At 43.1% G+C, this 24,004-nt stretch carries 20 protein-coding genes; all 20 read right to left on the bottom strand.

The window, feature by feature from the left end; translation table 11 throughout:
* Positions 1–21: 21 nt before the first annotated feature.
* The 20 genes from zwf to CDO33_RS05465 all read right to left on the bottom strand — a co-directional run bounded on the left by zwf (position 22) and on the right by CDO33_RS05465 (position 23,974).
* Positions 22–1,527: a glucose-6-phosphate dehydrogenase gene (zwf, locus tag CDO33_RS05560; protein ID WP_202849489.1), complete on the bottom strand. Its 1,506-nt coding sequence runs from the start codon at positions 1,525–1,527 to the stop codon at positions 22–24.
* Between the two features lie 213 nt (positions 1,528–1,740).
* Positions 1,741–1,869, bottom strand: coding sequence for a hypothetical protein (locus CDO33_RS21450; protein ID WP_274540229.1), 129 nt, complete (start codon positions 1,867–1,869; stop codon positions 1,741–1,743).
* 30 nt (positions 1,870–1,899) lie between these two features.
* Positions 1,900–2,910 (bottom strand): 4Fe-4S double cluster binding domain-containing protein, encoded by a 1,011-nt coding sequence (locus CDO33_RS05550; protein ID WP_133158685.1) that lies wholly within the window; start codon positions 2,908–2,910, stop codon positions 1,900–1,902.
* Positions 2,911–3,099: 189 nt separating this feature from the next.
* Positions 3,100–3,669, bottom strand: a complete 570-nt coding sequence (locus CDO33_RS05545) for a DUF6273 domain-containing protein (RefSeq protein ID WP_103081109.1) — start codon at positions 3,667–3,669, stop codon at positions 3,100–3,102.
* 93 nt (positions 3,670–3,762) lie between these two features.
* Positions 3,763–4,851, bottom strand: a complete 1,089-nt coding sequence (locus CDO33_RS05540) for a hypothetical protein (RefSeq protein ID WP_103081110.1) — start codon at positions 4,849–4,851, stop codon at positions 3,763–3,765.
* 558 nt (positions 4,852–5,409) lie between these two features.
* Complete coding sequence (ppdK, locus tag CDO33_RS05535; RefSeq protein ID WP_103081111.1) at positions 5,410–8,034, bottom strand: pyruvate, phosphate dikinase; 2,625 nt, start codon at positions 8,032–8,034, stop codon at positions 5,410–5,412.
* A 366-nt stretch (positions 8,035–8,400) separates the two neighbouring features.
* The gene (locus tag CDO33_RS05530) at positions 8,401–9,789 is read right to left on the bottom strand and encodes a glycine--tRNA ligase (protein ID WP_103081112.1); all 1,389 of its coding nucleotides are present in this window, start codon (positions 9,787–9,789) and stop codon (positions 8,401–8,403) included.
* 37 nt (positions 9,790–9,826) lie between these two features.
* Entirely contained in the window at positions 9,827–10,033 is a 207-nt protein-coding gene (gene rpoZ / locus CDO33_RS05525; protein WP_103081155.1) for a DNA-directed RNA polymerase subunit omega, read from the bottom strand.
* A 43-nt stretch (positions 10,034–10,076) separates the two neighbouring features.
* Positions 10,077–10,688 carry a guanylate kinase gene (gene gmk, locus CDO33_RS05520; protein ID WP_103081113.1) on the bottom strand — a complete coding sequence of 204 codons (612 nt, stop codon included), beginning with the start codon at positions 10,686–10,688 and terminating at the stop codon, positions 10,077–10,079.
* Positions 10,689–10,698: 10 nt separating this feature from the next.
* Entirely contained in the window at positions 10,699–10,983 is a 285-nt protein-coding gene (gene remA / locus CDO33_RS05515) for an extracellular matrix/biofilm regulator RemA (protein WP_103081114.1), read from the bottom strand.
* 26 nt (positions 10,984–11,009) lie between these two features.
* Positions 11,010–11,888: a YicC/YloC family endoribonuclease gene (locus CDO33_RS05510; RefSeq protein ID WP_103081115.1), complete on the bottom strand. Its 879-nt coding sequence runs from the start codon at positions 11,886–11,888 to the stop codon at positions 11,010–11,012.
* A 271-nt stretch (positions 11,889–12,159) separates the two neighbouring features.
* Positions 12,160–12,894 carry a 16S rRNA (uracil(1498)-N(3))-methyltransferase gene (locus CDO33_RS05505; protein ID WP_103081116.1) on the bottom strand — a complete coding sequence of 245 codons (735 nt, stop codon included), beginning with the start codon at positions 12,892–12,894 and terminating at the stop codon, positions 12,160–12,162.
* Entirely contained in the window at positions 12,876–13,826 is a 951-nt protein-coding gene (gene prmA / locus CDO33_RS05500; RefSeq protein ID WP_103081117.1) for a 50S ribosomal protein L11 methyltransferase, read from the bottom strand. The genes CDO33_RS05505 and prmA overlap by 19 nt, the downstream gene beginning before the upstream one ends.
* 23 nt (positions 13,827–13,849) lie before the next feature.
* The gene (gene dnaJ / locus CDO33_RS05495) at positions 13,850–15,004 is read right to left on the bottom strand and encodes a molecular chaperone DnaJ (protein ID WP_103081118.1); all 1,155 of its coding nucleotides are present in this window, start codon (positions 15,002–15,004) and stop codon (positions 13,850–13,852) included.
* Between the two features lie 345 nt (positions 15,005–15,349).
* Complete coding sequence (dnaK, locus tag CDO33_RS05490; RefSeq protein WP_103081119.1) at positions 15,350–17,203, bottom strand: molecular chaperone DnaK; 1,854 nt, start codon at positions 17,201–17,203, stop codon at positions 15,350–15,352.
* A 122-nt stretch (positions 17,204–17,325) separates the two neighbouring features.
* On the bottom strand, positions 17,326–17,988 hold the full coding sequence (gene grpE / locus CDO33_RS05485) for a nucleotide exchange factor GrpE (RefSeq protein ID WP_103081120.1): 663 nt from the start codon (positions 17,986–17,988) through the stop codon (positions 17,326–17,328).
* A 141-nt stretch (positions 17,989–18,129) separates the two neighbouring features.
* Entirely contained in the window at positions 18,130–19,194 is a 1,065-nt protein-coding gene (gene hrcA / locus CDO33_RS05480) for a heat-inducible transcriptional repressor HrcA (protein WP_242973378.1), read from the bottom strand.
* 166 nt (positions 19,195–19,360) lie between these two features.
* Positions 19,361–20,506: a radical SAM family heme chaperone HemW gene (gene hemW, locus CDO33_RS05475; RefSeq protein WP_103081121.1), complete on the bottom strand. Its 1,146-nt coding sequence runs from the start codon at positions 20,504–20,506 to the stop codon at positions 19,361–19,363.
* 101 nt (positions 20,507–20,607) lie between these two features.
* Entirely contained in the window at positions 20,608–22,419 is a 1,812-nt protein-coding gene (gene lepA, locus CDO33_RS05470) for a translation elongation factor 4 (RefSeq protein WP_103081122.1), read from the bottom strand.
* 280 nt (positions 22,420–22,699) lie between these two features.
* Positions 22,700–23,974 (bottom strand): glycoside hydrolase family 76 protein, encoded by a 1,275-nt coding sequence (locus tag CDO33_RS05465; protein WP_103081123.1) that lies wholly within the window; start codon positions 23,972–23,974, stop codon positions 22,700–22,702.
* Positions 23,975–24,004 lie beyond the last annotated feature (30 nt).

Here is a 24,004-nt window from a genome sequence, read left to right as displayed (position 1 = left end):
CTTTGGAGGTTCATACTTAAATTAAATATTCCACCATTGCCGTCCATCCCTGGCCAACAGCTCAAAAGCCTTCACCGGTCCCATAGTACCGGCCTCATAGTTGGGAAAGTTGAGCTTTTTCTGTTCCCTGTATTCTATGATTCTGTCAGCGAACATCCAGGATGCTTCCACCTCATCCCATCTGGAAAAAAGAGTGGCATCCCCGCGCAGAATATCGTATAAAAGGCGTTCATAAGCTTCGGGAGTATTGCCCTGGTTGAGGCTGATATGGCTGCTGTCCATTTTCGTCGTCACTATATCATTATGTGTGCTGAAGTCTTTGGTGTTAAACTGGAAAAATACTCCCACGCTGGGCTGTATTCTAATAACCAGCAGGTTTGGCTCCTGTATATACATGTCCTTGAAGTACAGAATTTTAGGCAGGGATTTGAATTGGACAACGATCTCCGCAGACCAGACTCCCAGCCTTTTTCCCGTCCTTATGTAAAAAGGGGTGCCCGCCCACCGCAAATTGTTGATATGGAGCTTCAAAGCCACAAAGGTTTCCGTCATGGAATTGGGCGATACCTTTTCCTCCTCCCGGTATCCCGGAACAGGCACACCATCTACCACGCCCCTGCCATACTGCCCGAACACAACATTATCTCTCAAAAGCTCCGGCGTGAACTCCTCAATGGCTTGAATCACTTTCAGCTTTTCTGTCCTGATGGAATCGGTTTTAAGATTTACGGGAGGTTCCATGGCTACCAGAGAAAGTATCTGTATGATGTGATTCTGCACCATATCCCGCATAGCTCCCGAGTTTTCATAATATCCTCCCCGGGTGCCGACTCCGTGCTTTTCAGTTAAGGATATCTGAATATTATCAATAAACTTGTTGCTCCACAAAGACTCAAAAATGAAATTGCAGAACCGAAGCACCATTATGTTCTGGATCATTTCCTTGCCCAGATAATGGTCTATCCTGTATATATTATTTTCCGTAAATACCTCCAGCAGCTTATTGTTGAGCTTTCTTGCAGTTGCCAAATCCTTTCCGAAGGGCTTTTCAATGACCAGCCTGCTCCATGCGCCTTCATTTTCAGCAAGTCTTCCAATGTGTATCCCTTGGACAATGGTCTCAAAATACTCCGGAGCAACAGCCAGATAAAAGACCCGGTTACCTCCGGTATGAGCCTTTTTATCCAGCTCCTCCAAAAAGTCTTTCAATTTTAAATACCCATCCATTTCAGTAAAATCAAATTGAAAGTAGTATATCAATTCCCTAAGCTTTGCCCAGTGATTTTCGTCAATTTTATTTCTTGAGTATTGGTTTAAGGAATTATACACTTCATTCCTGTATTGCTCCTGGGATTTTTCTCTCCTGCCCACGGAAACTACTGCAAAACGCTCTGGCAACAGCCCGTCGTGCACCAGGTTGTACAAAGCCGGCATAAGCTTCCTGTGGGTTAAATCCCCCGTACCTCCAAATATGACCATACACGCCGACAAGTCCTTGTTTATGTTTTCCCCGCTCACCATATCCATATATTACCTTCCTTCATACACAGGCTTTCATAATTTCTACCATCATTTTCAACACATCTCACAACTATATTTTTATTTTTTTATGCTGCTAATAATACATGGGTTATTAATTATTCCTACAAGCGGGCAGGGCTAATGCTGTTTTATTATGCCTACTCGTCGGAATGAACTGCAAGAGTAGACAAGTTATTTGTAATTGGTACATCAGCCTGCTTATTTATATACTCCTAAGACCCTCTTTATCTGCAGTATTAAGTATCTGTCAATGATCTTTTTAGACACGTAGGTGACAAATTTACCCGGCAAAATGTTTATAATTTTCGCCGTTACGGTGCCTATCATCTGCTCACTCTCCTAAGGTTTCATTCTATCTTACATCCTCTTGCTTTCCATAATAGCCCGCATATTCCTTGATAAGGTATTCTTCCACTTAAACAGATCTATTTTCTCAACCTTATTTAAAAATTCCTTTGGAAAATCCTCGGGACCTTTCCCCTGTAAGAGCATCCTTGTTTCTTCTTCCGTAAAGGTTATCCCATCAATGTTATCCTCAACTACAGAAGCATTAAGTGGGCAGTGTTCCTGACACCTAAGACAGTCGTAAAGGGTATGATGTACCTCCTTGGAAAGCCAATCAGGAAATTCACCTTCAGATTCATTAAAAAAAGATAAACATTTCTGATTATCAATAAGAAATCTGTCTTCTCTTATAGCGCCTGTTGGACATGACTCAATACAGCATTTGCACTGGGCACAAAGGTCAGCCACCTTAAGTTCTAACCAAACATCTTCTTCACAGGGCATATCAGAGAAAAAAGCAAGATAGGAAACATTGCTCCCTAGTCCCTCCACATAGGTGATGTTGTTTCTTCCATACACCGCTAATCCTCCATGAACAGCCAAGCGCTTCATAGGAAGATTGTAACTTTCCTTGGCATGATATCCCCATCGGGATAAACCTTCTTTTAGATACTCCCTTGCTCTGTCCAGCCCTGCCCTTACCAATGCCTTAGCTTCATAATTTCTTCCTGCATAGCAGAACGTAACATCTGTACTCATAGGATGATATACTGCCATGATAATAATTGATTTTACCTGAAACTCCAACTTTGGGACATGAAAGTCATACAGCTCGTTCACTATCCATTTCTGAAATCCATTTAACTCCTCTATCTGCTGAAATGTTTTAATTTCCCTCTCAAGGTCATCCAAATGCCTAATATCGATCAACTGCAGCCTATATCCATATCTCATTGCCTCTTCTTTAATACTATTACAAACACTCTCCACTTTCTTCTTCCCCCCATTATTGCTCTTAAAACTAAATAGATGCATCCCACCCATAAAATAATCTGTTTGATTTTTTATAACGGTTTCACTCAATATTACAATCAAACACAGGGTTAAATCTACAAATTTGCAATATAATGGTACAAGAGTAATACTATATCTTTAATAAAAAAGAGAACACTAAGGTTCATTTTTCCGCTTTTCTCATTATGTCACATTTATGTGCTTTCTAAATAAAATTATATACTTCAACACAGATTTAACTTATAGCCATAACTCAAATTATAATTTCAGCCACAAAGCAGGACGAATGCCCCCGTTACTGTTGGTTATATTATTGCCATTTACACCTACGCAACCGTCGGTTCCATGGACATACGCAGCGAGGCGGTTATGACGGCCGGGTGATCTAAGCCACCACCAGAAATACATATTCCCAAATACTGCCATTCTCTTGCTGTTATTCTCATCATTCTTTTTCCAATACCTATTATTACCTCGGTTATATAGTTTTTCGGTGCTGTCACCAAAATATCTGCATACTTCATCAAGGCTCAATAAGAATATGTTATCCTGCACATCTTCTCCCGCTTTTGTGCCATACCATGGGTTGTCCGGGTTTATAACTGATGCTTGAATGATTCTTGATTTATTAGCATCTTCAAACCTGTCATAAAATTCACTGTTAAGATATCTTCTTATCTCACAGTCCTTCCATGTTGTGTCCTTATAAACATTATGGTAGGCGCGTTGCTCCACTATTTTTTCGGTTATAATCAAAGCCATGCTGCTTTGCATGTCAAGTACGCGCCATTCATACCTGTCAAATACTATTCTATCTCCTACTTGCATTTTTGCCTCCTTGTAACGTTACCTCGTTACCTCTATGTATAGTTAGATTATTTTATAATTTTTATAAAGAAAGCTACTTTTAACATTGATTAATCAGATGGCTTTTCTTTGTATACATGACACCTCTTTATCAAGCCATACTTCAATATACCGGCTTATATCAATTATTGAATCATCTAAAGGAAAGCTGAAACCGTGGCAACCTTTTTGGCAGGGTTCCCCGAATAATTTCTTGTTGCATCCATAACCCCGGGAGATTTTTTCCTGTAAAGGCAAAGGAAATGTTTCTATAACATCAGAATATTTGTGAGTGTTTTGTGCTTTAATGAGAATGCGGTAACCGGAATCATGCGCTGCTGAAAGCGTCCATACTTCCTTATTTTTATGTGAATAGATAAAGCGAATACCAAGATAGAATACATCCCTTACACAGGTCAATCCCGCGTCCAGATAACGCTGATGAAGTTTTAAGGCGAAATCTTGTACCACGGCAGGCAATGGAGCAACAAAATCCTGCAAGATAGAGGTAATTTCCGTATCTTCATCTTTCAAAACACTGTAATCACATCGCAAGAAAATATCATGATTGCCCTTGGTGTATAAATCTTTTTGGGCAATCGCCATAACCTTCAAACCTATCAGCATATCAGGATTACTTGAATATGAAATTATTAGTGATACAGCTTTTGACATATCCAATGCCCGCGCGTCTAGGTCTATGCCATCAAAATTGATACCACAGCAATTCAGAAATTTCAAGGCTTCGACAAGTTTCGGAGCAGAAATTTTCGCTCTCATCTGCCCGCCGTCCGCACCTATGACGGAGGTTAACAATCTCAGATCGTCAAGCAATATTGAGCCACCGTTTTCGATGAGTTTTCCATGATATCCTATATTGAATAATATGCTTTTAACGTTGTTCAGGAATGGATAGCTTACCGGTAAACTTGGATGAGAATCATTACTCTGTGTGGTTTTGGCAGGTTTGTCATATAAACTGCCGTCAGTAATTAAACGGTCGCACATCAAATAGAGAAAGTCCCTGAAAGCAAGAATGCCGTTTCGGATATTCTCTTCTCCCGCAATGTCTTTAAACACAGCTTTAATTGTATATGTTTCTGGTATATTGGGCGGAATTATGTTTTTTATATATCTCGCCATATCACTAATACTATTATGCATAAATTCACTCCTCACATTAAAATATTACAGTTACCTGAATCTTTGCGGTGGATTTTTATATGATGGTGTTGAACAATGAGGGTGAAAATTTATCTGTGCCTGAAGGTGAATTAAATTTTTCGGGGAATACCCATTTATTTGATAACTACAACAAGCTCGAATTTTTCATCCCTTTGCTAAAGAAACCATCTTTCTAGTAGAATTATCCATATTTAATGTTTCTTATAGAATATTTTATCATTATTGTCCGTAAAAATATAGAATTATTTTCATAATTATGTAAATAAATAAGAGTATTTTTATCATTATCAAAAGAAATGCATTGTCTAGAAAAATAGAAAACGGTCTATGTTAAAAATTATCTTAAACCGTTAGTTCATACTATACTGTTTAAAATACTATATTGCTTAAACCCTTATAGGTCTGTAGTAATTTCGAAGCCACCTTTAATGTTAAACCACTTTTGTGTAATTGCTCATCTCTAGTTTTATAAAACCTAAGAAACTAAAGCCCATAACGAAAGGCAGCCCTTACGGACTGCCTTTCTGTATATTAAGACTATTTATTTTTAATGGCAGCTTGAGCTGCTGCAAGCCTTGCTATCGGCACACGGAAAGGAGAACAGGATACATAATCCAACCCTATTTTATGGCAGAATTCTATGGATGATGGATCTCCTCCATGCTCACCACAGATTCCAAGCTTGATGTCAGGTCTTGTCCCTCTACCCAGCTTGGCAGCCATCTCTATAAGCTTTCCGACGCCATGCTGATCAAGTCTTGCAAAGGGGTCTGACTCATATATCTTCTTGTTGTAATACTCCTCAAGGAACTTACCGGCGTCATCACGGCTAAAGCCGAAAGTCATCTGGGTAAGGTCGTTGGTACCGAAGGAGAAAAATTCCGCTTCTCTGGCGATTTCGTCTGCAGTTATAGCAGCTCTCGGTATCTCAATCATTGTACCTACTTTGTATTCCAGCTTGACTCCTGCTTTTTCTATGACCTCGTTGGCTGTCTTCACAACAACGTCCTTGACATACTTAAGCTCTTTAGCCTCTCCTACCAAAGGAATCATGATCTCCGGTATGACGTTCATGCCTTTCTTGTTTACATTTATTGCAGCTTCTATAACTGCCCGGGTCTGCATTTCAGCTATTTCGGGATAGGTAACCGCAAGGCGGCATCCTCTGTGTCCCATCATCGGGTTGAATTCATGCAGGTCTGCCACTATACCCTTCAACTCTTCGAAGGTGAGTCCCATTTCCTGTGCAAGAGCGGCTATATCCTCATCCTCCTGGGGCAGGAATTCATGCAGCGGGGGATCCAGGAACCTGATGGTCACAGGATATCCTCCCATAGCCTCGAACAATCCCTCGAAGTCACTTCTCTGCATGGGCAGCAGCTTGTCGAGAGCCTTTCTTCTCTGCTCTACTGTCCTTGCCACAATCATTTCCCTCATGGCAGGTATTCTGTCGGCATCGAAGAACATATGCTCAGTACGGCAGAGGCCGATACCTTCAGCACCAAATTTCCGTGCCTGTGCTGCATCGTTAGGTGTGTCGGCATTTGTCCTTATCTTTAATTTCCTGACCTCATCAGCCCACTGCATAAGGGTAGCAAAGTACCCTGTCATTTCCGGCTGAACTGTCGGCAGCCTTTCTCCATATACATTACCAGTGGAGCCATCCAGTGAAATCCAGTCTCCTTCACAATATTTCTTACCATTCTTGTCTATAAAGAACTTCTCTTCTTCATTTATCTTTATTTCACTGCATCCTGCCACACAGCACGTACCCATGCCACGAGCCACAACTGCCGCATGGGAAGTCATACCTCCCCTGCCGGTCAAAATACCCTGGGAAACATGCATGCCTTCAATATCCTCAGGTGAGGTTTCCAGCCTTACCAGAATAACGTTGGTCTCTCCGCCTTTCGATGCTTCGATGGCATCTTCGGCCGAGAAGTATATTCTTCCGGTAGCTGCTCCCGGTGAAGCCGGTAAACCTTTTGCAATGGGCTTCGCAGCCTTCAGTGCTTTTTCGTCAAAATTGGGGTGAAGCAGTGCGTCCAACTGCTTTGGATCTACCTTCATCAATGCTTCTTCCTTGGTTGCCATTCCTTCGGCAACAAGGTCAACAGCAATCTTCAGGGCAGCCGCTGCAGTTCTCTTTCCGTTTCTCGTCTGCAGCATGAAGAGCTTGCCTCTTTCAATGGTGAACTCCATATCCTGCATATCCCTGTAGTGTTTTTCCAGGATTTCGGCTATTTTGAGGAATTCGTCGTAAACCTCCGGCATTACTTCCTTTAGCTGATCTATGGATTGAGGAGTCCTAATTCCCGCAACAACGTCTTCTCCCTGTGCGTTCATAAGAAATTCTCCGTATATCTTCTTTTCACCGGTGGCTGGGTTCCTGGTGAAAGCAACTCCTGTGCCGGAATCGTTCCCCATGTTGCCGTATACCATTTCCTGCACATTTACTGCTGTACCCCAGTCTCCGGGAATATCATTGAGTCTTCTGTAAACAATAGCCCTTGGGTTGTCCCATGAACGGAACACGGCCTTTACCGCTTCCATCAGCTGAACCTTGGGGTCCTGAGGGAACTCAAAGCCTTTTTCCTTTTTAAAGAGCTCCTTGTATCTTCTGACAACCTCTTTGAGATGATCAGCTGTCAAATCCGTATCGAATTTAGCTCCGTTCTCCTCTTTTACGGCATCCAGTATGCTCTCAAATTTATTCTTTTCAACTTCCATTACAACATCGCTGAACATCTGAATAAACCTTCTGTAGCTGTCATAGGCAAACCTCGGGTTATTTGTGAGTTTTGCAAGACCTTCAACAACGGTATCATTGAGACCCAGATTCAATATGGTGTCCATCATACCCGGCATTGAAGCTCTGGCGCCTGAACGGACCGATACCAAGAACGGATTCTCAGGATCGCCAAATTTCTTTCCTACGATGCTTTCTGTCTTTGCCAGGGCTTCATAAATTTGATCTTCAATTTCCTTGGCAATAATTTTGCCGTCGTTATAATACCTTGTGCATGCTTCTGTGGTAACTGTAAATCCTCTGGGCACAGGCAGGCCAAGACTGGTCATTTCTGCCAGGTTTGCTCCCTTTCCTCCCAGGAGATTTCTCATGGAAGCATTTCCTTCACTAAAAAGATAAACATACTTTGTCATTAAGCAACCTCCTATGTAATTTTAATATTATAGGGAAAAGTAATTAAAAATGCTGTAATGGAATTATTCGCCGTTTGCCGTTACCATTATAACATATCCATAAAATTTTTCATTATTTTTGCAATAAGTTTATTTTTTAACAATAAATCGAGTTTTAGCAGGGTTACACGTTAAATATTGCCATAACTGACCCACTTTATTCTTAAAAATGACATTTTCTTAAAAAAACCCCTACAAATTTGGCTTTTAAGCCGTCTTTGCAGGGGTTTTTTTCATGATGAATAAAGCATATACCATTTTCGAAAAAATGTCGCTTATGAATCTTTTATTGCTTGGATGTATTTTGCTGTTTACTCAAGCCTGCCTTTAGAACTCGAACTTGTCCGCAAAATACTCATCCAGTTCATCTATTTTCAGCCTTACCTGCTGCATTGTATCCCTGTCTCTGATGGTTACGCTTTGGTCGTTCAGCGAATCAAAATCAAAGGTAATGCAGAAAGGTGTTCCTATTTCATCCTGCCTTCTGTATCTCTTGCCTATGCTGCCGGTTTCGTCGTATTCGCACACATATTTCTTTGTGAGCTTCTCATAAAGCTTGTAGGCTTCATCTCCCAGCTTTTTCGACAAAGGCAGTACGGCAATCTTGACCGGTGCAATAGCCGGATGGAAACGAAGAACTGTCCTCACATCGCCTTCTGCAACTTCTTCCTCATCATAAGCATCGCACAGGAATGCCAGGGTAACCCTGTCTGCTCCCAGTGAAGGCTCAATGCAGTAAGGCACATATTTCTCATTCGTATTGGGATCAAAATATGAAAGATCTTCTTTGGAATGCTCCATATGCTGTCTGAGGTCAAAATCAGTTCTGTCCGCAATGCCCCAAAGTTCGCCCCATCCGAACGGGAATTTGAATTCGATGTCGGTGGTGGCATTGCTGTAGTGAGAAAGCTCCTCTTTGCTGTGATCTCTCATTTTAAGGTTTTCTTTCTTTATTCCAAGACTCAGAAGCCAGTTCATGCAGAATTCCTTCCAGTAATTGAACCACTCGAGGTCTTTTCCCGGCTCGCAGAAGAACTCCAGCTCCATCTGCTCAAACTCGCGAGTCCTGAAAGTAAAATTACCCGGTGTTATTTCATTTCTGAAGGATTTACCTATCTGTCCTATTCCAAAAGGAATCTTTTTCCTTGTAGTCCTTTGCACATTCTTGAAGTTGACAAAAATACCCTGTGCCGTCTCAGGCCTTAGATAAATCTCGGCTTTTGAATCCTCCGTTACACCCTGGAAGGTTTTAAACATGAGATTGAACTTCCTGATGTCGGTAAAATTAGTTGAGCCGCAATCAGGGCATTTTACTCCCTTTTCCTTTATGTACCCGATCAACTGTTCATTAGTCCATCCGTCCACAGGCTGATTTATATTATTCTCCTTGTTCCAGTCCTCTATCAGTTTGTCAGCTCTGTGACGGGTTTTACATTGCTTACAGTCTATCAGAGGGTCGCTGAATCCGCCTACATGCCCCGAAGCAACCCAAACCTGAGGATTCATCAGAATTGCACAATCCACACCGACATTGTATGGGCTCTCCTGGACAAACTTCTTCCACCATGCCTTTTTAACATTGTTCTTCAATTCTACCCCCAGCGGGCCATAATCCCATGCGTTAGCCAATCCGCCGTATATTTCCGATCCCGGATAAACAAAACCTCTGTTTTTTGCCAACGCAACTATTTTTTCCATTGTTTTTTCTACTGCCACTACTTTGTCCTCCCTTAATCATTTAAACTTAATTCGTTCATTTAATTCCGTCCTTGGTACGCACATACGTTATTTTGTCTTCATAAATCTCATGTATAGCTATTGTAACCGGCTTATCGGAATTAAACTTTGTAAGCTTTGGCGATCCGTCAACCAATTGCCTTGCCCTTTTTGCGGTTTCCACCACCAGGGTATACCTGCTGTCAACTTTGTCTGATAATTCATTAATTGGCGGATATATCATCATAATAATCAACCTCCCTAACAAATAAGACAAAATATATGGATTAATCCTTCATGCCAATTCTTTGCAAAACATCAGTATTCCTAGTGTATTTCAGCTTTTCGGAATGCAGTATGTAGTTAAGGCTGTCTGCCGTTTTCTCAACGTAATCGTTGATGACAACATAATCATATTTGTCTACCTGTTCTATTTCTTTTCGCGCTGCTTCCAGCCTTTTTGTTATTATTTCATCACTTTCCGTACCCCTGCCTACTATACGCCTTCTTAATTCAGCAAAGGACGGCGGCAGCAAAAATATCGAAACGCAATCGGGATATTTTTTCTTTATATTCAAAGCACCTTCCACTGTGATCTCCAGGATAACATCATATCCCTGCTTAATGGTCTGCTCCACATAGCTTCGTGGTGTGCCGTAAAAATTACCACAGTATTCATCCCACTCAATAAGCTCATCGTTCTTTATCATTTCTTCAAACTCTTCCCGAGTCTTAAAGAAATAATTGACCCCGTCTTCCTCACCTTGCCTGGGACTCCTGGTAGTAGCGGAAATAGAGTATCTGATATTGCCGTTTCTTTCTTTAAGCGCAGAAAGTATGGTCCCTTTTCCTACACCCGACGGACCACACACTATAACCAGCAAACCTTCACGCGACATCTGGCTCCTCCTATTCACCATCTTCAATTATATCATCTATTGGTTCTGCTTCAGCTTCTTTTGCATCATTCAGCCTGTGGGCAACTGTTTCCGGCTGTACCGCCGACAGGATTATATGATCGCTGTCCGTTATTATAACTGCTCTTGTTCTCCTTCCGTAAGTTGCATCTATAAGCATTCCTCTTTCTCTTGCTTCCTGAATTATTCTCTTTATCGGAGCGGACTCAGGGCTCACAATTGCTACCAGTCTGCTGGCCGATACTATGTTGCCAAATCCAATATTAATTAATTTCATAAGCCTACCTCCCTGTGTTATGGCATTTACTCAATATTCTGTATTTGTTCCCTTATTTTTTCAAGCTCACTCTTTACTTCCACAACATACCTGGTTATCTCGAGGTCACTTGCTTTAGAGCCTATCGTATTAATCTCCCTGTTCATTTCCTGGAGCAAAAAGTCCAGTTTTCTTCCTACCGGCTGTTCCAAGTTAAAGGTTTCCCTCAGCTGATTGATGTGGCTGCCAAGGCGCACCAGCTCTTCATCGATGCTGCATCTGTCGGCAAAAATCGCAACCTCCATCGCTATCCTGCTCTCATCCACAGTTTGCTGATCCAAGAGTTCCTTTATCCTGTTTTCCAGCCTCTTTTTATATTCATAAACGACATTGGGTGCGCGTTTGGTGATCTCCGCCAGTATGCCTTCTATGCAGTCGGCTTTTTCCAGGACATTCTTTTTTAATTCCTGTCCTTCGATTTCCCTCATCGAAACCAACGCGTCCAAAGCATTTTCTACGGCTTCACCCAGCAGCTCCCACAGCTTTTCGGCATCTTCCTCTTCCTTTTCAACTCTGAGAACATCGGGAAAACCGGATATCAATGACACCGATATATCATCTTTGAGGCCGTATTTATCCCTAAGTTGTTCAACCGCATTCAAATATGCCTTGGCCAGAGCTTCATCGAAAATTACTTTCCTTGAGTCTTCCCCATAGTTATCATACGAAATGAATACATCGGCCTTGCCCCTCGATATTCTCTTTGAGACAACATCCCTTACCCTGTCTTCCAGGAAGGAAATCTGCCGGGGAATTTTTATGTAAATATCACTGTATCTATGGTTAACCGTCTTTATCTCAACAACAAACTCCTTACCGTCTTCGCGCTTTTCCCCTCTGCCGAATCCAGTCATGCTCTTTATCATGTCAACAGCCATCCTCTTTATGGATTTAAAATGGGCAAAGCTATAAATTAAATAAATTTTTGGCTTCACTCATTTTATTATTCTTTAAACCTGCACGCTGTGCCTGAACAGCGATCTAATTTTAATACTACCAACATCAAACTAATTTTCTAATATTATAACACAACTTAAAATAAAATAAATGCGATATAGGAAGTTTTTATTAATTTTTTTCCTGTTTTCTATTGTTTGCTCCGTTTTTCTATATATGCGGATATAGGGATTGAAATTGTCATATATCACCTATCTCATACCCTATTATCGACAGTGCCACAATGCCGGCTGTCTCCGTCCGCAAAATTCTGGGTCCGAGGGTTACGGGCTTTATTCCTGCATCAATTGCCCTTTGCACCTCTCCTTCAGAAAACCCTCCTTCCGGTCCTATCATCACGGCAACCGTCCGGATTCCACTTTTCAGGTGACTTTTCATCCTGGCTTCCTCTTCCTTCTCATAAGGTATTATACCCAGTTCGGCTTCTGCCGCCATCTTCAAAGCCTCATCAAAATCCACCGGAGCGACCACCTGTGGGATAAAACCCCTGTTGCACTGTTTTGCCGCCTCCAGGGCAATTCTCTGCCATCGGACAACTTTATTGCGCGCATCCTTTTCACCGGATATTTTTACAATCGTCCTTTCAGTCAAAACCGGTACGATTTTCTTAACACCCAGCTCAACGCTTTTCTGTATTATCAAGTCCATCTTGTCGGACTTAGGCAGTCCCTGGAATAATGTTATATCAAGCATGGATTCCGTTGTATTGGGGCAGGAGCTTATAATGCTCCCATATATGCTTTCTTCGTCAAAGCTTTCGAGCTTTACCTGGTAATCCGTACCGTCTAAGTCGTTGACAGTTATGATTTCACCAGGCCTCAGCCTCAGAACACGTTTGATATGATTGACATCATCCCCCGTGATATTAACGGAATCTGCCGTCACATTGCTTTTGTCTACAAAGAATCTAGGCATCGGAACGCCATCGCCACCCATTCACCAGTTTCTATTACTTCTTCCGGTACGAAATTTCTGCCGGTGTATGCATCTATAACCTCCTGCTTTCTCTCCTTTATTATGCCGGAAGTTATGAAATATCCACCCTTCTTTATATATCTTGGAACTGCCTCCGCAATGTCAACAATCACACTGGCGATTATGTTGGCCACTATGACATCGGCTTTTTGCTCCTCGATATCGACATCCGTCAGCACTCCCTCAGATACGTCGATGGTTTCTTCCACATGGTTGATTCTGCAATTCTCCCTGGCCACCTTGACCGCCACGCTGTCTATATCAACAGCAGCAACATAGCTTGCTCCCAGCTTTGCAGAAATTATCGACAGTATCCCGGTGCCGCACCCCACGTCGATAACCCTGTCACCCTCTTTTACGTACTTTTCAAGAAGCTGGGCACACATGCGGGTGGTCTCATGGGAACCGGTCCCGAAAGCCATCCCCGGGTCCAGCTCAATGACCAGTTCGCTGCCTTTTTTCGTATATTGCTCCCAGGTTGGCTTTATAACTATGCTGCTGGTAATATAATCGGGCTTATAGTACTTTTTCCATTCATTCGCCCAATCCTGCTCATTCATTTCCCTGTATCCCTGGTAGCCCTCTCCGACATCGAGAAACTCCGAAATAAAATTCAGCTTTTCCTTTATCAATCCAACCAGTTCTGTAATATTTCTGTCTTCAGGAAAATATGCTTTTATTATTATGTCCTCTCCTAATGAATTTAAAAACTCATCATCGGCATAATCCAGAGTATTAGGTTTCTCAATTTCCCTTTTTATCTCATTGGGGTCCTCGATGGCCACACCTCCGGAGCCTATCGAGGTGAGCATCTCCGAGATTGCGTCGTATGCTTCCTCGGTAGTCTTAATTTTTATCTCATTCCACTTCATGTGCATCCTCCGTCTATTTTATCCTACATTCCCAAGGCATCCTTCATTTTATCAAAAAAACCTTTTCTTTGCTCATGGTTTTCATCTCCGCTCAACTCCGCAAACTGTCTCAGCAGCTCTTTCTGCTTTTCGTTCAGCTTCTTCGGAACCTCCACGTGGACCTTGACATACTGGTCTCCCCGGCCGCTGCCTCTTAAATAAGGTATTCCCTTTGAACGGAGCCTGAATACGGTACCGGTTTGAGTTCCCTCAGGCACAGTATATTTCACATTGCCGTCCAGGGTAGGTACTTCCAGCTCGGCACCAAGAGCCGCCTGCACAAAGGTTATGGGTATTTCGCAGATGACATCATTGCCCTGACGCTGGAACAACGGATGAGGACGCACTCTTATCGTTATGAACAGGTCTCCTGCCGGACCTCCTCTTACACCCGGTTCGCCTTCTCCCCTCAAGGATATCGTCTGTCCATTGTCAATGCCTGCAGGCACTTTGATCTTTACCTTCACCGTGTTCCTGACCTTACCTTTTCCATTGCATGCGCTGCAAGGGTTGACTATGATTTTGCCTTCCCCATGGCATACATCACAGGTTTTAATATTGACAAACTGCCCGAAAGGCGTACTCTGCTTGTACTGAACCTGTCCTGTGCCGTTGCAGTGCTTGCATGTAACCGGTGATGTTCCTGGCTTTGAACCGGTGCCTCCACAAGTTTTGCAGTTCTCCATGCGGTTAACCTTTATCTCTTTTTCCACACCAAAGGCTGCTTCCTCAAAGGAAATCTCCATCGAGTATTTTAAATCGGCGCCTTTCTGCGGGCCGGTCCTGCTTCTTGATCTTCCGCCAAAGCCGCCTCCGCCGAAGAAGGTCTCAAAAATATCTCCCACACTGCCAAAATCAAAATCGCCAAAGCCACCGAAGCCGCCACCGAAGCCACCAAAGCCGTTGTTGGGGTCCATACCTGCATGCCCGAACTGGTCATACTGCGCCCTTTTCTGGGAATCACTCAAAACTTCATAGGCTTCATTTATTTCTTTAAACTTAGCCTCAGCTTCCTTATCTCCCGGATTTACATCAGGATGATATTTTTTCGCAAGCTTTCGGTAAGCCTTCTTTATATCTGCGTCGGATGCATTTTTGTCAACTCCAAGGACTTCATAATAGTCCCGCTTGTTTGCCATCCAATCAACTCCAATCCAATAACGGTATTAAGCTTATCTTTGTGCCGGTGAGCAGGTATTGCAGCATACCCGGCTCACCAGCACAAAGGTCCAATCCATCCAGTTAAATATTGTGCAAAAATACCCGTATCATTATATCACAATATACCATTTAAAACTTCAATTGAAATACCGACTAAGCTGACGCATCGGTAAATTTATCAGCAAACTTAAAAATAAGCCAATGCCATTTCCATGACTTTGGCTTATTTTCTTAAGCTTACAGCATTCTTCTTGCCTTTGATAAATAGGTTTTTCGCCTTTCAAGCGCCGAAACCGCATTTTATATCGGCATCATCTTTTTATTTATTTTTTATCGTCGTCATCTACAACCTTGTAGTCCGCATCATATACATTATCACTGCCACCCGCTGCACTTCCCGGATTTGCGCCTGCTCCAGGATTAAATCCTGCGCCCTGAGCGCCGGGATTCTGCTGGTATATCTTGGCGGAAATATCATAGAATGCTTGTGTAAGAGCTTCTGTCGCTTTCTTTATAGCTTCGGTATCCGTTCCTTTCAGAGCATCCTTAACTTTATTGATTTCTGCTTCCACCTTTGCCTTATCATCGGCACTGAGCTTATCTCCAAGATCCTTCAATGTCTTCTCCGACTGGTATACCATGGAATCGGCGTTATTCCTGATTTCCACTTCTTCTTTTCTCTTCTTGTCTTCTGCAGCATATTTTTCTGCTTCTTTAACAGCCCTATCAATCTCTTCGTCGGAGAGATTTGTGGAAGCAGTAATAGTAACCTTCTGCTCATTTCCGGTTCCAAGATCCTTGGCTGATACATGCACGATACCGTTGGCATCAATATCAAAGGTAACTTCTATCTGAGGAACACCCCTCGGAGCTGGTGGAATTCCAGTAAGCTGGAATCTTCCCAGAGTTTTATTGTATGCAGCCATTTCCCTTTCGCCCTGGAGCACATGGATTTCAACGCTGGTCTGTCCGTCGGCTGCAGTGGAGAATATCTGGCTCTTCTTTGTAGGTATTGTTGTATTTCTTTCGATCAGCTTGGTAAATACTCCACCTAAGGTTTCAATACCAAGAGACAGCGGAGTTACATCCAACAGAAGCAAATCCTTGACCTCTCCTGTAAGTACGCCAGCCTGTATAGCAGCTCCGATGGCAACACATTCATCAGGGTTGATTCCCTTGAAAGGCTCCTTGCCAAGGTACTTTTTAACTGCCTCCTGTACCGCAGGAATTCTTGTAGAACCACCTACCAGCAATACCTTGTCAATCTTATCGGGGGTCAATCCTGCATCCTGCAGTGCCTGTCTTGTCGGTACCATAGTCTTTTCCACAAGATCGGCAGTTAACTCTTCAAATTTTGCCCTGGTCAAAGTCATGTCCAGATGCTTCGGCCCAGTAGCATCAGCAGTGATAAAAGGAAGATTTATATTTGTGGTAGTAACGCCTGAAAGCTCTATCTTCGCTTTTTCAGCAGCTTCCTTCAATCTTTGGAGAGCCATTTTATCAGTGCTCAGATCTATGCCGTTTTCCTTCTTAAATGTCTCTATAAGATAATCTATAATTCTCTGGTCGAAATCGTCTCCGCCCAGCCTGTTGTTACCATTTGTAGCCAAAACCTCAAAGACGCCGTCGCCTATTTCCAGAATCGATACGTCAAATGTACCTCCTCCCAGGTCATAAACCATTATCTTCTGGTCATGCTCCTTATCAAGGCCATACGCAAGAGCTGCTGCTGTAGGCTCATTCACTATTCTCAACACTTCCAGCCCTGCTATTTTGCCGGCATCCTTGGTGGCTTGCCTCTGGGAGTCGCTGAAATATGCAGGAACCGTTATTACCGCTTGAGTAATGGTTTCGCCGAGATAAGCTTCTGCATCAGCCTTGAGCTTTTGCAGTATCATAGCGGAAATCTCCTGGGGAGTAAATTTCTTACCATCAATATCTATCCTTCTATCGGTTCCCATATCCCTTTTTATAGAAATGATAGTTCTCTCGGGATTTGTAATAGCTTGTCTTTTTGCTACCTGACCAACCAGTCTTTCCCCGGTTTTTGAGAATGCAACAACTGAAGGAGTTGTCCTGCTTCCTTCAGAATTTGGGATAACAACCGGTTCTCCACCTTCCATAACCGCTACACACGAGTTAGTGGTACCTAAATCTATACCTATTACCTTTGCCATAAATTTTACCTCCTAAGTATTTCACCTGAATATATATAAAATTTTTATAGCTATTTCCGAGCTGACATAAATGGTTTGACCCCCTCCGGGGCTTCATATCATGATTTCTTTCACTCAAAAAATTAGTTAGCTACCTTTACCATGCTATAGCGAACAACCTTGTCCTTTATGATATAACCCTTCTGGAATTCTTCTACTATAATTCCCTCGCCTACCGAATCATCAGTAACGTGCATTACCGCATTATGTAAATCGGGATTGAATTTCTCTCCCACACTCTTAATCTCTTCCACACCCAGGCTTTTTAGCACATCCATCATCTGTCTGTGAACAAGCTGCACCCCTTCCTTAAGGGACTGGTCGCTGCTGTCTTCCGCGGCCTTTAAAGCCCTGTCAAGATTGTCCGCAACCGGCAGAAACACTGCCACGACATCTGCAACTGTTTCCAGATATAACGATTCCTTTTCCTTGGCGGTCCTTTTTTTGTAATTGTCAAATTCCGCTGCCAGCCTTTGCATCCTGCTAAAGTACTCATCGCACTTTTGGCTCTGCTCCTTAAGCTTAGCCTTTAAAGCCTCCAGCTCCTCATTGCTCCCGGAATCCCCCTTAGCTTCGGAATTTGCATTCTCCTCAGGATCCGTCTTTACCTCGGAATCTGTTTCCAATTGGACTTCTTGAGCTTCCTGGCCTGCAGCATTGTTATTTTCCTTTTGTACTTCCTCATTTCCACTGTTGCCGGACACCTCATTGTTCAGGATATCCTGTGGATCTTTTTGCTGTTCCATTTTACGCTTACAACCTCCTGTTTTAGTCCGCGCACCCGTGCCGGATGCAACTGAGATTAATGAGTAGTTAAGAATGAAGCATTAAAAGCAGGTATAATCACACTTAACATTTAATGCTTCATTCTTTAATAAATAGTTGAACTAATATGTGTCTTTACTGTCGTCACTCTCTCCAAAGAGCTTTTTTATCTCCCTGTTTATCTTCTTTTGTATGAAGCTCATTGAAGACACAACCCTCGGATATTCCATCCTCGTGGGACCCAATATGCCTATCGATCCCAGTTCCATACCGTTAAAGCTAATAGTAGCGCTTATCAGGCTGCAGTCTTTAATCTCTTCCAGCTCATTTTCTGTTCCAATACGAATGGTGATCTCATTACTTCCGGTATTGTCATTCAGCAGATTAAACAATAGTTCCTTTTCGTCCAGAATGTGCAAAAATTCCCTCGCCTTGACAATATCTCTGAACTCCGGAAAATTAAATATATTTATAGCCCCTTCATGGTAAACGTTAGGGCTGTCAATCTGCTTAATGCAGTCATGAATGCCGGTCAATATGGGTGACACCTGGTCATCCGGCAATCCGAGCAGATGTGAAAAATCGTTCAACAAAGGCAAATTGATTTCTCCCACCGTCAAACCGCTGATTTTATCATTCAGCATATTTGACATTCTATTCAAAAAGTCAGGAGTTGTACTCTCCGATATCCTTATGATCTCATTCCTGACTGTGCCTGTGTTTGTAACAGCTATAACCAGCGCCTTGCCGGACTCAATTGGAACAACCTGTACAGCTTTTATCATGCTTTTCTTCTTGTGAGAGGTGACAGCTACCGACGTATATTTTGTCAGTTGGGACATAGCTGCGGCAGCCTGCCTTATAAGCTGACTTAATTCATTTATTCTTACCTCCATGGTGCTCCGTATGCTCTCTATCTCCGCTGGAGTAAGTTGTCTCACTTCCATCAACTGATCCACATAAAACCTGTAACCTTTATCAGAAGGTATCCTACCTGCTGACGTATGCGGCTGTGACAGATAGCCCATTTCCTCCAGATCAGCCATTTCATTTCGTATAGTGGCAGAACTCAACCCCAGCTCATGCTTTCGGGCAATTGTCCTTGAACCTACAGGTTCCGCAGTGTTGATGTAGTCGTCGATAATAGCGCGGAGAATTCGCATCTTCCTATCATCTAATAACATCATTAACACCCCTCTTGTTAGCACTCTAGCAAGCCGAGTGCTAATATACTTTAAAAATACCACCTTAGCATATCTTTGTCAAGAGATTTGTTCCTGTATTTGAAAATTTACAATTACCAGAATTCACGGATATTATTTGTTCAGGCTGGCCTATTTATGCAGGCTGCGCTTATATGAACTCCATGAAAACCTGATTTGCAAGATCGAGACCTGAATCAGTAAGTTTGATGCAATCTCCTATAACCTCAATCAATCCTTTGTTTTCCAGCATCTTAATTTTATTTCCGAATAAAGCATATACGTCGGAGCCGAACCTTTGCATGAACTCTGTTATGCTTATACCGCCAATCAGCCTGAACCCCAGCATCATGAATTCGGACATTTTTTCCTCCGCATCCAGCGGATGTTCGTCCTCCACCGGAAGGGTCCCTCGGGATATGCAATCTATATAGTCTTCGACGGAATAAACATTATTGAATCTCACCGAATCCAGGTAGGAATGGGCTCCTGCTCCCAGTCCGGCATACTCCTCCGCCTTCCAGTATGTCAGGTTGTGCAGGCATTCGAAGCCGGATTTGGCAAAATTGGATATTTCATAATGCCCATAACCATAACTGGTCAGCATATCCTTTGCCATATGGTACATTCTGCGGTCCAATTCATCATCGGCGGGTTTGAGCTCGCCGGCTTTCAGCCTATCGCCAAATACAGTATCCTCTTCAATGGACAAGCTATAGCAGGATATATGCTCCGGTTCAAGGCCGGCAACCTTATCAAGGGTTTCCTTCCAGTCCTCCAGAGTCTGGTTCGGAAGCCCGAAGATCAAATCCACATTTATATTGGAGAAGCCTGCCCTTCTAGCCTGTTGGAAGTTCTCCACAAATTCCTGGTATTTATGTATCCTGCCTATGCTCTTTAAAATATCATCCTGGCACGCCTGCAAGCCCATGCTCAGCCTGTTGATTCCCATGCTCCTGTAGGCTGCCAGCTTCTCAAAGCTCAGCGTGCCGGGATTTGCTTCAATAGTTATTTCAGCATCTTCCAGCAAATCAAAATGCTTTCTGCAAGACTCTGCAACAGCTGATATATATTCAGCATCAACAAAGCTGGGGGTTCCCCCTCCTATGAAAATCGTCTTTATGCCATAGCCCTTCAAACGCTCTCCATAGAGCTCAATTTCTCCAAGAAGGGCTTTGAAATAGGGTGCAATTCGGCCCGACATGCCTGCGAAGGAGTTAAAATCGCAATAATAGCATTTTGCCTTGCAGAAAGGCACGTGAATATATAAACTTATCTTTTTGGTTTCCGTCCCCATAAAATCTCCTTCTTAATTATAAAGGGCAACCTCATCGGGTGCCCCTTTGTGAATTTAATATTCTGCTTTAGTTGCCAATTTCATTTGCTTTCGCCATCACGTCACGTATCCAGCTTCAACACGCTCATAAAGGCCTCTTGCGGAACTTCCACGCTTCCTACCTGGCGCATTCTCTTCTTTCCTTCTTTTTGCTTTTCAAGAAGCTTCTTCTTACGGGTTATGTCACCGCCATAGCATTTAGCCAGGACATCCTTCCTGTATGCTCTTACGGTCTCTCTGGCTATAATCTTGCCTCCAATGCATGCCTGTATCGGGATTTCAAACTGCTGCCTCGGTATTGAATCCTTAAGCTTTTCTGCTATTCTCCTTCCCCTGGAGTAGGCCTTTTCAGAATGCACTACAAAGGAAAGAGCGTCAACCGGTTCTCCGTTTATTAGAATATCCAGTTTTACAAGATCAGATTCCTTGTATCCTATGAGCTCATAGTCGAGGGAAGCATAACCCCTCGTCCTCGATTTCAGGGTGTCAAAGAAATCATATATAATCTCATTCAAAGGTATCTCATAAGTGAGCATTACCCTTTTCTCATCGATGTATTTCATATCCTTGAATACGCCCCGGCGTTCCTGGGATAAATCCATGATATTGCCGACATACTCCGTAGGGGTCATTATGCTGGCCTTTACCACAGGCTCTTCCATTTTATCTATCTCAACAGCAGGTGGAAGATTGGTGGGATTGTCTATCATCAACACATCTCCGTTGGTCTTGGTTATCCTGTAGACAACACTTGGTGCCGTAGTCACCAGATCAAGATTGTACTCCCTTTCCAATCTCTCCTGTATTATTTCCATATGGAGCAGTCCCAGGAAGCCGCATCTGAAGCCGAAACCCAGCGCTACCGACGTTTCGGGTTCAAAAGTAAGGGAAGCGTCGTTCAACTGCAGTTTCTCCAGAGCATCCCTCAAATCATCGTATTTTGCTCCGTCAGCAGGATATATGCCGCAGAAAACCATGGAATTCGCTTTTTTATAGCCAGGCAGGGGCTCTTTTGCCGGGTTGTCCGCAAGAGTGATGGTGTCTCCCACCCTTGTATCCCTTACATTCTTGATGCTGGCTGCTATATAGCCGACATCGCCTGCCAGCAGTTCGTCACAACGCATAAGGGAACCCGGTCTGAAATAACCGACTTCGGTTACCTGGAATTCCCTTCCGGTGGACATCATTCTTATCCTGTCATCAGTCTTTACTCTGCCTTCCTTTATTCTCACAAAGGCGATAACACCCTTGTAACTGTCGTAATAGGAGTCAAATATCAGCGCCTTCAAAGGAGCATCCTCGTCCCCTTCAGGGCATGGAATCTTGTATACAATGTTTTCCAGGACGCTTTCTATATTTATTCCGTTTTTGGCCGATATCAATGGTGCGTCGCTGGCATCGAGGCCTATGACATCCTCTATTTCCTTCTTTACAACTTCAGGCTGTGCACTGGGCAGGTCTATCTTATTTATCACCGGCATTATCTCCAGATTGTGCTCCAACGCGAGATATACGTTTGCCAGTGTCTGGGCTTCAATTCCCTGGGCAGCGTCAACCACCAGTATTGCTCCTTCGCAGGCTGCAATGCTTCTTGACACCTCATAATTGAAATCGACATGCCCGGGGGTATCAATAAGATTGAATATATATTCCTCCCCGTCCTCCGCTTTGTACCGCATACGCACAGACTGGGCCTTTATGGTGATTCCCCGCTCCCTTTCGATATCCATATTATCCAGAACCTGTTCTTCCATCTCCCGGTCCGACAGGACTCCCGTCATCTGTATAAGCCTGTCAGCCAGGGTTGATTTGCCGTGATCAATATGCGCTATGATGCAAAAATTCCTTATCTTCCTTTGTCTTTCACTTGCCATTCAAATATCCTCCGCTGCAAAACGTATATTAAATCAGTAAAAATTCAATAAACATATAATGAATCAATTTGTTGTGCCAGTTAATTCATCAATGGTGATTGTATCTATTATAACCGATAATTATTCTGGAGCTTGATATTTTATCATCGATATATTATAACATACCCATCCATTTGTGAATAGAATATTTTTCTCAGGCAGTAAAAAGCGGCTTGAGCCGGCTACTGTCATCCGGTTCAAACCGCCTTTGAATTCCTTTGATATTTGCTAAAGGATACCGTTATTTGTTTTCCATTCTATCGATTTTTGCCGCGCCTTCAACCAGGAATACACCGCTGAGCTGAGTGGAAAGGTCGAGGGGCATCGGGCGCCGCTTATCCCAAGAGGTTCCGAACAAACCGTCGGAATAGGATATGTTTACCAGAGAATCGGTATTATGATATATCATTTCTTTTATGGCTTCATCCCTGTTTACTTCATACAAGTTCACCAGATATCTTATCAGTATTCCTTTAAACAAGCCTCCATCTCCCTGGCCTTCATCCTTCAATATACCTGACGAGAAATTGACGAGCTTGTCTAAAGCGGCGGCAGCCGTTTTTTCCGCATCCCTAAGATACTGCTCTTCACCGGTTGCCTTATAAAGCTCCACCCCTGCTCCCAAATAAGTACCCTGGCCGTAAGTGAACAGCCAGCTTTTATTTACTTCCACAGTGCCGTCCTGCTTTACCGCCAGGCCGTCCCATACTATTCCACTCTCAGGGTCCACAAGGTTTTTCTTGAGCCATGCATGGATTTTCCTGGCCCATTCCAGGTTTTCCTCATCCCCAAACCGGGTATACAATCTTGCGGCAAGAATGGCCGCAGGACCATTTGAGCAGGTATTCCTGTTGTCATCATTCTTTTTCCAGGCCATACCGCCCAATTCATCCTCCCACCACGCCTTCTTGATTTCTTCCCACAGCTTCAAAACATAATTCTTTATCGTTTCGTCGCCGGTAGCATCATAAAGCCTTAGCGCCGACAATGCCAGCCATTCCATGTCATCGTAAAATTCATTGTAAAGGGAACCGTTCCTCCATATAATGCCTTTCACAATTTGCTCAGCCATGTCGGTATATCTCTTTTCCCCGGTTCTCTCATACCCATCCATCATGGCATCAACCGCATGGGCCTTCCACCAGTAGTTTAGATGACCGTTATCCTTGTCAGAAGGATAGGTGTTGTTCATAAACCTTTCGGATTCATTCCAGTAGTACTTTTTGAGCATCTCTTGCGCCCATTCAGCTTGTTCGCTATAGCTTTTGTTTCTGATATCCATCGGCATTCCTGCCCCTTTCTCATCATTTTCTTCTTTTATAATATAATCACTATTCCCAACCTTTTCGCCGTTTTCGTCAACAGAGCTTGTACCTGTTTCACTTTTCGGATTTTCACCGGCACTTAAAGTCCCATTTCCGGCATTACCGTTCCTTCCGCCGTCGGTCTGCATGCTGCAGCCCATGACAAATACGGCTGATGCCAGCAGTACAATTACAGCATTTTTTAATTTCAAGCTTTTACCTCCATCTCATCATTACTTGCA

Source organism: Clostridium thermosuccinogenes, from assembly GCF_002896855.1.
In the GTDB taxonomy this organism is placed as follows: domain Bacteria; phylum Bacillota; class Clostridia; order Acetivibrionales; family DSM-5807; genus Pseudoclostridium; species Pseudoclostridium thermosuccinogenes.
The sequence above is the reverse complement of the archived record's forward strand: the minus strand, read 5'-3'. Positions and strand labels throughout refer to the sequence as shown.